Origin of the sequence: Burkholderia sp. A2 (assembly GCF_001729305.1) — a bacterium.
In the GTDB taxonomy this organism is placed as follows: Bacteria; Pseudomonadota; Gammaproteobacteria; order Burkholderiales; family Burkholderiaceae; genus Burkholderia; species Burkholderia sola.
The window spans coordinates 25,445-32,646 of record NZ_LZXX01000123.1 but is presented as its reverse complement, the minus strand read 5'-3'; the positions used below and the strand labels follow the sequence as shown (position 1 = coordinate 32,646).

General features: G+C 63.7%; 11 protein-coding genes. 6 read left to right on the top strand and 5 right to left on the bottom strand.

All coding sequences use genetic code 11. From position 1 onward, the window contains the following. Nucleotides 1–61 precede the first annotated feature (61 nt). Together A9Z05_RS27805 and A9Z05_RS27800 are read left to right on the top strand one after the other, a co-directional pair. A complete protein-coding gene (locus A9Z05_RS27805; protein ID WP_069620916.1) occupies nt 62–241 on the top strand; it encodes a hypothetical protein in 180 nt (59 codons plus the stop codon). 10 nt (nt 242–251) lie between these two features. Next, nucleotides 252–866: a recombinase family protein gene (locus A9Z05_RS27800; RefSeq protein ID WP_069620915.1), complete on the top strand. Its 615-nt coding sequence runs from the start codon at nt 252–254 to the stop codon at nt 864–866. Between the two features lie 57 nt (nt 867–923). Here the strand turns inward: A9Z05_RS27800 and A9Z05_RS27795 are convergent, their stop codons facing one another. Further along, nucleotides 924–1,295, bottom strand: a complete 372-nt coding sequence (locus A9Z05_RS27795; RefSeq protein WP_069620914.1) for a hypothetical protein — start codon at nt 1,293–1,295, stop codon at nt 924–926. A gap of 822 nt (nt 1,296–2,117) precedes the next feature. On the opposite strand from A9Z05_RS27795, the gene A9Z05_RS27790 reads away from it, so the two are divergent. The 4 genes from A9Z05_RS27790 to A9Z05_RS37060 are packed head-to-tail and all read left to right on the top strand — an operon-like array spanning nt 2,118 to nt 3,854. Then, on the top strand, nt 2,118–2,918 hold the full coding sequence (locus A9Z05_RS27790) for a DUF3560 domain-containing protein (RefSeq protein ID WP_069620913.1): 801 nt from the start codon (nt 2,118–2,120) through the stop codon (nt 2,916–2,918). A 30-nt stretch (nt 2,919–2,948) separates the two neighbouring features. Beyond that, entirely contained in the window at nt 2,949–3,161 is a 213-nt protein-coding gene (locus tag A9Z05_RS27785; protein WP_069620912.1) for a hypothetical protein, read from the top strand. A gap of 51 nt (nt 3,162–3,212) precedes the next feature. After that, complete coding sequence (locus tag A9Z05_RS27780) at nt 3,213–3,476, top strand: hypothetical protein (RefSeq protein WP_069620911.1); 264 nt, start codon at nt 3,213–3,215, stop codon at nt 3,474–3,476. A 3-nt stretch (nt 3,477–3,479) separates the two neighbouring features. Continuing rightward, entirely contained in the window at nt 3,480–3,854 is a 375-nt protein-coding gene (locus A9Z05_RS37060) for a hypothetical protein (protein WP_069620910.1), read from the top strand. Nucleotides 3,855–4,087: 233 nt separating this feature from the next. Here the strand turns inward: A9Z05_RS37060 and A9Z05_RS27770 are convergent, their stop codons facing one another. From A9Z05_RS27770 to merA, 4 genes are all read right to left on the bottom strand, one after another. Beyond that, on the bottom strand, nt 4,088–4,423 hold the full coding sequence (locus A9Z05_RS27770; RefSeq protein WP_069620909.1) for a hypothetical protein: 336 nt from the start codon (nt 4,421–4,423) through the stop codon (nt 4,088–4,090). A 174-nt stretch (nt 4,424–4,597) separates the two neighbouring features. Continuing rightward, nucleotides 4,598–4,828, bottom strand: a complete 231-nt coding sequence (merE, locus tag A9Z05_RS27765) for a broad-spectrum mercury transporter MerE (protein ID WP_069620908.1) — start codon at nt 4,826–4,828, stop codon at nt 4,598–4,600. Further along, on the bottom strand, nt 4,821–5,477 hold the full coding sequence (merB, locus tag A9Z05_RS27760; RefSeq protein WP_069620907.1) for an organomercurial lyase MerB: 657 nt from the start codon (nt 5,475–5,477) through the stop codon (nt 4,821–4,823). Before merB ends, merE begins: the two co-directional genes overlap by 8 nt. 16 nt (nt 5,478–5,493) lie before the next feature. Continuing rightward, on the bottom strand, nt 5,494–7,173 hold the full coding sequence (gene merA / locus A9Z05_RS27755; protein WP_069620906.1) for a mercury(II) reductase: 1,680 nt from the start codon (nt 7,171–7,173) through the stop codon (nt 5,494–5,496). Between the last annotated feature and the right edge of the window lie 29 nt (nt 7,174–7,202).

Sequence of the window (7,202 nt, the reverse complement as noted above, 5' to 3'; positions counted from 1 at the left end):
GCGCGCGTCTCGACGCGCGAAGAGGCATTGCGACCTCTCACTAGCGTAGGAGTAGGCTCAGATGATGGAAAAGACCTTGGCAGACGCGCAGGCTGCGGCAAACCAGAAGCAGGCCAAAGTGTATGTGTTCCGATCGGTCAACATAAACGGCCATGAATCAAGCTGGTTCAATTTCAACGGCGTCAACACCACGCCTAACGCCGAGCTGCACACGGTGTTAGAGCCTCAGACTGGAAACTGACAGACCGACGATGCGTGACCCCGCCGACAACGCCACGCGTGATATTGAGACAGGCGCATTCCTGATCGGATATGCGCGCGTCTCGACGCGCGATCAAGATTTGAGCACCCAAGAGGCGCAGCTACGCGCGGCCGGGTGCGGGCGCATATTTGCCGAGAAAATCACCGGCATGAAGCGCGCCCGCCCGCAGCTTGACAACCTGCTTGCGCACCTACGGCCGCGCGATGTGGTTGTCGTGACGCGGCTCGACCGGCTCGCGCGCAGCATTCTCGATTTGCTCGAAATCGTTGAGCGCATTCGCGACGCCGACGCCGGCCTGCGAAGCATCGCGGAGCCGTGGGCCGACACGACGACACCGGCCGGCCGCATGGTATTGACCGTGTTCGGCGGCATGGCCGAGTTTGAGCGTAGCCTGATTGTTGAGCGAACCAGCACCGGCCGAGCGGCGGCGAAGGCGCGCGGTACGAAATTCGGCCGCAAGCCGAAGCTCGAACCCGCGCAGCTCAAGCACATTTACCAGCTCGTGGACGAAGGCAAGGCCAGCAGGCAGGAGATAGCCGACCTGTTCGGAATCGACAGATCGACGTTGTATCGCGTGCTCGCGCAGCGCGAGCACGCTGCATAAAAAAGGGGAAAGGCCGAAGCCTTTCCCCTGCGTTGGCTAAAAAGCCAGCTCCCACGTTCAACGTGCCTTGATCGTTAGATCCAGGCGACTCGTGCCGTCAGCATTGATGCCATAAGCACCCGACACCTCGAAAACATCATCGAGTTTCCGGTCGTGATGTTTCAGGTATCCGCGCAGCTCAGAACCCGGAAACGGGCTCGTCGGAACAATGTGCGCGTAATAACCCAAACCACCTTGACTCGGATCGGTCGTACCAAGCGCAATGTCGAAACCGTCAGGACGGTCATTGACAATCAAGAGCCTGGCCGATGCCGCGATCATGTCATCGTTGATGTTCAGGAAGCCCACCCAGAGCATGACGCCATCGGCGGTCATGTCTTTGTGGATTCTGAACAGGTGTCCCGTAACGTTCGACTTCGCGTTAAACATAGTGGCCTCCAAAAAAAGAAAGCCACTCGGGAGCGTCGATTGACGCTCCGCGAGTGGCAGAGCGTCAAATCGACTCGATTGATTGTAGGCCACGAATGAGCCAGTCGCACGCGCAATGGCGCCGGCCGCTGGCCGGGACGGCTCGAATGCGGGCGTTCCCCGGCTCGCCGGGTCGGGCTTTCGCGCTACGCGGCGAGCCTCGTTCCGAGTCTCGCCCCTACGGGCATCAATCCCTAACGCAACCACCTGGTCAGGTGCGGCCGAACGGCCGCACATACGCGCTCGCCGCGCGGCGTTCCACTCGGCTCCGGTATGCGCCTGTGGCCGTTTCCCCTGATTCGCCGCCCAGTCACGCGACCATAGCCAACCCGCTACGGCCATCAAGGGCCGCGCGCCAAGCGCGCTGAAATCCTCGCCCGTTCCTGCTCGCTGCGCTGCGCGGGCTGCGGCCTCCGGTTTCACCCTTGACAGCCGTAGCGGGCCGGCTAAATCCGTCGCGGGGCGGCGAACTCAGGGAAAACGGCGGCAAGGCAATCACCACTCACAGCCTCGCTGAACCCGTCACGAAGGGGACGGGAATCTTGGGAGCCGGTCAGCAGTAAAAGCGAACCCATTTTCGATGGAGGTCGAAATGCCCGCACTTCGGTTAAATCATTGGTTGGTAGTACTTACGAATGCGTACATGGAATACACGTACATGCCCTGGAATGACCGCAACGTGTATCGCCGCACCGTTGATTACCGCAACGTCGTTTGGTGTTAAGCGCAGCAGCCCACCCAAGGCGGGCGAGCGCGCCCGCCGCACCTGACAGGAGCAAGACGATGAACAAGTACGAAGCGAAGCAGGAAGCCCGCCGTGCCCGCCTGGCCGCCCGTGCAGCGCACGCGCGTTCGGCAGCAACGATGCAGTACACCCGCGCTAAAACGATGGCTTCGGTTATTCCGTTCGGCCAGCCCATCTTGACGGGCCACCACTCAGAGGGCCGCGACCGCCGCTATCGAGCGCGTGTACACGCCACGTTTGGCCGCGCCTTCGAACTCCACGACACGGCGAACGCGCTCGACCGGCGCGCGGAAGCAGTCGGCAAGGGCGGCGTATCGGGCGACGACCCGGAAGCCATTCCGAAGCTCACGGCCAAGCTGGCCGAGCTGGAGGCGCGGCACGAGAAGATGAAGCGCACGAACGCCCTGATTCGCCGCGAGGATCGCGCAGGGCTTGAGCGCATGGGGTACACGGCGGCGGCGATCGACGCGCTTTTCCGGCCTGACTTCGCCGGCCGTGTTGGCTTCGCTTCGTATGAAATCACCAACAGCGGCGCGAATATCCGCCGCGTGCGCGACCGCATCGAGGCACTGAAGAAGATCGCAGAGCGCACCGACCGCGAGGAAGAAGGCCACGGCTACACGTACCGCGAGGACACGGAAGATAACCGCGCCGTGTTCCTGTTCGACGCCAAGCCCGCCAAAGACGTGCGCGACCTGATGAAGCGCAACGGCTTTGTGTTCAGCCCGACGCGCTCGCCAGTCGGCCAGTCGGCCTATGTGCGCAAGCTCACGGCCAACTCCATCAACACCGCGAAATGGCTCCGCCCGCAGCTCGACAAGCTGCTGACTGGCGAGTAATCGCCGCGCCTAACCGAATCGAGGAAAGCGATGGATACGAAGCAGATGCAGAAGGCCAAGGACGTGCCACCTAACGCCGTGTTTGCCGTGGTCTCTAACCCGGCAACCATTTTTGAGCGCATCGAGGGTTACGCCCAAACGATGCGGGGCGCGCTCGAAGAACAGAGCTGTCACGACGACCCGACCGACATCATGAAAGTCGTGCGAACGCTGGAAGGAACCTACCTCACCACGGAGTTTTGACCGAAGGAAAGCCGGCCCGCTACGGCGGGCCGCAACCGACAGGACGAAGCCATGCAGATGCATTTGATTTTTTCCGACGAGGCCGACGCGCTCGCCTTCTGGTCGGGCAAGGAGTGGAAATCATGGGCCGTGGACGTAACAGCGGGGCCGGAGAAGCGCCCGACCTATCGCCACACGTACTATGCGCGCGCACGCGACGGCGAGGGCGCCATAGCGTGCGTGAAACGCGATATGCCGTGCAAGGTCGCACGCGCACGGTTCGCCGCTCGCCTCGCTGGGCCGCGCGAGCTGGGTTGTGTTCGCACGGAGGGTTGAGCCATGCCGAAAAAACGCTCGAGCGCGACCGCCGGGAATGCGGCCGACGCACGCAACCTGAAGGCGGCCGAGCTGGCCGCGAAGATGCCGGACGCGCGAGACGGCCTGTTGGCCGCCGCGCTCGCTGCCGTCTGCGACGGGCACGCGGCCGTGCTCGATGGCAACCAGAAAGCGGCCGACGCCGCGGCTGATCGCTACGACGCCGCTATATGGAAGCTCAACGGCGGGACGTTCTTTGGCGCGCGTGACGTCGCCAACGACGACGCGGCCGGCCGCGTCGTCGAGCGTCATTGCAGCGCCGCGCCTGGCGTGGTGCCGATGTGGGGGCAATGGGGCGAGTTGGGGTGCCGTCAAGATTCGGACTTTTTCGTACGCTAGTGGCAAATCCGTCAGGCTGGGGGCTAGAAGATCGACGAAATAACGTCATGGAATGACGAAAGCGACTCTAATCTGACGCGTTCTGGGCATCGACCTGACGTCGGGTTGAGGTACAGCTCAACTGGACGACTCCGTGGATCGACGACCGGCTCAGCCAAGCCTGGGAATTGCGGAGGGGTATGGGGCACGCGGACGAGCATCGTCGGTGCCGCAACTGTCAAAGCGCACCGGCCTCACGCCACGTCCTGATCGTCGCTTCGCCTGATGATCTGCCGCTGGGCATCGTAGTACAAATGCGCGGCGCCGCAGATACCGTAATCCCAGCCGACTTTTTCCTCCTTAGCAGTCCCGATAGTCGCCTCATAAGGGGGATCGCTGGGCACGAAGGATGTGTCGCGCGGCACCTTGCTGGCCTCCATTATTTCGGTTCGGCGAACGGAGATCAGAAGTTTCGGAATGACACGCATGCCGGCGACCTTAGCGTAGAGTCGCGTGATAAACGCCACCGCCGTCCGAACCATAACGGGGAGCGGCGTCCCCTCGCTCTCCACCGATACACGCTTAAACATGTTTCACCCTTGCCGCTCAGGGCATATTGCCAGCACGGCCCATTGCTGTCCGCCGGTAGAAGAACGCCGAACCATAAGACCAGGTACATCCTGTTGTGCGAACTCGTACCGGCGGCCCCGGGATGCCTGAACCCATTATCTCATTTGAGTATAGACCTGAACCCAGGCAGCCGATTAAGCGCGAAACGCGCGCAACGCTCTCGTGAGAAACAGTGCAAACAGGGCCACCAGGACGAACACGGCGCTGCCCATATGTTCGCTGACGAGCGCCCCGGCTGCGGTGCCGGAGAGTGCCAGCAGCAATACTGGCAGATGGCATGGGCAGGTGAGCGCCGCGAGCGCACCCCAGAGCCATGCTCGCCAGCGGGCGCTACGAGTCAATCCGGGTGAAGTGGGATCACGCACGGTCTGTGCTCCCCACGTTTCGCAGGTAGGTGGACCGCAACAGCCGTTCGGCACATTCGCGGCCCACGGCGAAGGCGTCCCGGACGCTCACAACCTCGATGCCAGGGTGTGTCGCGGCCCACTGCTGACCCGTGGCGGCAGAGGCAAAGAAGTGCACATGACAGCAGAAGGCATGGCGGATGTCAGGCGTGTTCTGCGGCAGGATCAGCGACACGGCAGCGCCCGCCGGTGCAACATCCTGTATCACGGTCGGGGTGACCGTGAGCGAGACCGGCACGCCGGTGGCCGCACATCGCGAGACCACGTGGGCCGTCCGGTCGATCAACACCGGGAAGAACAGCGTATCGAAGGCACACCACGTGTACAGGCGCCGGCCGTCGATCTCGAAAGTGTGCGGGGTCTCACGCAACGTCAAACCGTGCCCGACGACGTTGCCATCGTCGTCCCACTCGGTGCCGACTGCCTGCTCGAGTGCAGCGGTCACACGCCCGACGGGCCAGTCCAGGGCCAGCGCCAGCGCGGCCGGAGAAACCGGCGCCCCCCCGCTGAGTTCACGTAGCAGTACAACAAAAAGATCTGCAAAGCCTTCCAACTGGTTGGCCATCGTCAGGCGCTCGACCAGTTCGGCCGTGTAGCGGGCAAGGTTCATCGTCGTCCCCGGCAGGTTATCCGGCGCAGCACGAGAGCTGCTTCACATCCTTCGAGAAGGTCTGCGCAGCGAGCTTGAGTCCCTCGACCATCGTCAGGTATGGGAACAGCTGGTCAGCGAGGTCCTGCACGGTCATCCTTGCGCGGATCGCGAGCGCGGCCGTCTGGATGATTTCGCCCGCCTCGGGCGCCACCGCCTGCACGCCGATGAGCCGGCCGGTGCCGGCTTCCGCCACCAGCTTGATGAAGCCGTGCGTGTCGAAGTTCACCAGCGCACGCGGGACATTGTCGAGCGTCAGTGTGCGACTGTCGGTCTCGATTCCCGCCTGGTGCGCCTGCGCCTCGCTGTAGCCGACCGTCGCAACCTGTGGCTCAGTGAAGACGACCGCCGGCATCGTATCAAGATTCAGCCGCGCATCGCCGCCGGTCATGTTGATCGCCGCGCGCGTACCGGCGGCTGCCGCGACATAGACGAACTGCGGTTGATTTGTACAGTCGCCCGCCGCATAAATGTCCGGTGCGCTCGTGCGCATGCTGGCGTCGATCAAGATCGCGCCGCGCTCGTCGAGTTGCACGCCCGCACTAGCCAGGTCCAGACTGCCAGTGTTGGGGGAGCGGCCCGTTGCCACCAGCAGTTGGTCGGCCCGCACCTCCCCGTGGTTCGTGGTGAGGACGAACTTGCCATCAGCGTGCGACACGTGGCTCGCCTGGGTTTGTTCCAGCACCTCGATGCCCTCGGCGCGAAAGGCCGCCGTCACGGTTTCGCCGATCGCCGGGTCCTCCTGGTAGAGCAGTGTGTGACGGGCCAGGACGGTGACATGACTGCCCAGCCGTGCAAAGGCCTGGGCCAGTTCCAGCGCGACCACCGACGAGCCGATCACAGCCAGTCGCTCAGGAATCGCGTCGCTCACGAGCGCTTCGGTCGAGGTCCAGTACGGCGTGTCCTTCAGGCCCGGAACCGGCGGCACTGCGGCAGTTGCACCCGTAGCAATCAGGCAGCGATCGAACGACACCGTACGTTCGCCGCCGGCGGTCAGCGTGACGGTGAGCGAATGGCTTGCCGTGAAGCGCGCCTCGCCGTGCAGGACGTTGATGTTCGGGCTCGTGTCGAGAATGTTTTCGTATTTGGCGTGCCGCAGTTCGTCCACGCGCGCCTGCTGCTGGGCGAGCAGGCGCGACCGGTCAATGGTCGGTGCCGTCGCGGTGATGCCCGCGTCGAACGGACTCGCCTGCCGCAGATGCGCGATGTGGGCGGCACGGATCATGATCTTGGAGGGCACGCAGCCGACGTTGACGCAGGTGCCGCCGAGGGTGCCGCGCTCGATCAGAGTCACCTGCGCGCCGTTTTCGGCGGCCTTCAGCGCAGCCGCCATGGCAGCGCCACCACTGCCGATCACGGCGATCCGCAGCGCGCCGGCATCGCCGCTACGCTTCCCACCAGCCCTCGCAGAGCCGAGCGCCTTGTCGAGCAGGCCAGCGGATTGGCTCGGCACGTCAGCAACCCTGGCGTGGTAGCCGGCTGTCGTCACCGCGGCAGCCAGCGTGTCGAGACTGACCCCTTCATCGACCGTCAGATCGGCCAGCGCTTTGGACCAGGAGACCTCGGCCGCGCGCACGCCGGGCACCTGTTCCAGCGCCTGCCTGACATGCTCAGCGCAAGAAGCGCAAGTCATCCCGTCGATCTTCAAGGTCACCATGGGCTTGCTCCGTTCTTTCATAGATTTGG

Excerpts from the sequence above, each read along its gene's own strand:
- A9Z05_RS27805 (WP_069620916.1), top strand. The coding sequence starts at position 62 with ATGATGGAAAAGACCTTGGCAGACGCGCAGGCTGCGGCAAACCAGAAG.
- A9Z05_RS27800 (WP_069620915.1), top strand. The coding sequence starts at position 252 with ATGCGTGACCCCGCCGACAACGCCACGCGTGATATTGAGACAGGCGCA.
- A9Z05_RS27795 (WP_069620914.1), bottom strand. The coding sequence starts at position 1,295 with ATGTTTAACGCGAAGTCGAACGTTACGGGACACCTGTTCAGAATCCAC.
- A9Z05_RS27790 (WP_069620913.1), top strand. The coding sequence starts at position 2,118 with ATGAACAAGTACGAAGCGAAGCAGGAAGCCCGCCGTGCCCGCCTGGCC.
- A9Z05_RS27785 (WP_069620912.1), top strand. The coding sequence starts at position 2,949 with ATGGATACGAAGCAGATGCAGAAGGCCAAGGACGTGCCACCTAACGCC.
- A9Z05_RS27780 (WP_069620911.1), top strand. The coding sequence starts at position 3,213 with ATGCAGATGCATTTGATTTTTTCCGACGAGGCCGACGCGCTCGCCTTC.
- A9Z05_RS37060 (WP_069620910.1), top strand. The coding sequence starts at position 3,480 with ATGCCGAAAAAACGCTCGAGCGCGACCGCCGGGAATGCGGCCGACGCA.
- A9Z05_RS27770 (WP_069620909.1), bottom strand. The coding sequence starts at position 4,423 with ATGTTTAAGCGTGTATCGGTGGAGAGCGAGGGGACGCCGCTCCCCGTT.
- merB (WP_069620907.1), bottom strand. The coding sequence starts at position 5,477 with ATGAACCTTGCCCGCTACACGGCCGAACTGGTCGAGCGCCTGACGATG.
- merA (WP_069620906.1), bottom strand. The coding sequence starts at position 7,173 with ATGGTGACCTTGAAGATCGACGGGATGACTTGCGCTTCTTGCGCTGAG.